This window comes from Vibrio sp. D173a, assembly GCF_030248475.1.
The window spans coordinates 1-818 of the sequence record NZ_JAHGAH010000652.1; the positions used below are offsets into that span (position 1 = coordinate 1).

Consider the following 818-nt stretch of genomic DNA (forward strand, 5'->3'; position numbering starts at 1 on the left):
TGTTTCAATCATACCTGTCACTGTACCAAGCAGACCCAGCATAGGTGCTAGTGCCGCAAGCAGTTTCAGCATTGATAGGCCTTTCTCTAAGTGAGTTTGCTCATCCACAACCGCTTCAAGTAGACGCAGTTCCAATGCTTCAACAGATTGAGTTTGCTCTTTGTTGTAAACAGCAAGAATACGACCTAGAGGGTTATTACCTGGTTGTTCAGGCTTCTTAAGTTGAGAACGAATCTTCTGGCGTGCAACTGCAAGTGCGATACCACGAACAAGTGCAATGATAAGACCAATCGCAAGTAGACCAAGAATCACTTTACCTACTACACCACCCGCTTCTAGGCGGTCTTGAAGGCTTGGAGTCAGAGCCAGTTGCTCTAGCATGAAACCACGTGACGGGTCGACAACGATGTTAGATGGAGTACCAGAACCGTTATCCGGTTGCTTAAAGTAAGCGATAGCATCGCCACGCTGTGTGTTCCAGTTAACGTAGCCTTGCTCTGTCACTAGGCCTAATGAACCGATACGGTAAGCATCAACTTGACTCGTTGTACCCTCACCATCAATGAATGCGATCTGATTCTTCGAAAGCTCGCTACTCGCTTGAATCTGCTCAGACATGCTTAACCACAGTGCTGTCAGTTGTGGCATCGAAGGAAGAGATTTCGCGTCGATGATTTCATCAACAGTCTTAGTGTGCTCAGCACGGTCAACACTGTTTACTGTGTTGTGAAGCTCAACTTCAAGCTCTTTGGCATTTTGACGAACAACACCAAACAGTTCACCAAGGCTACCTGTCTCTAGGCGCAGCTTCTCTTCAA

Annotated in this window: 1 protein-coding gene; it reads right to left on the bottom strand. The window is 46.8% G+C overall.

Translation table 11 applies throughout. The features are described from left to right. Positions 1-818 (bottom strand): MotA/TolQ/ExbB proton channel family protein (locus KIV40_RS28245; RefSeq protein ID WP_285352524.1); only part of this gene is annotated, 818 nt, incomplete at both ends.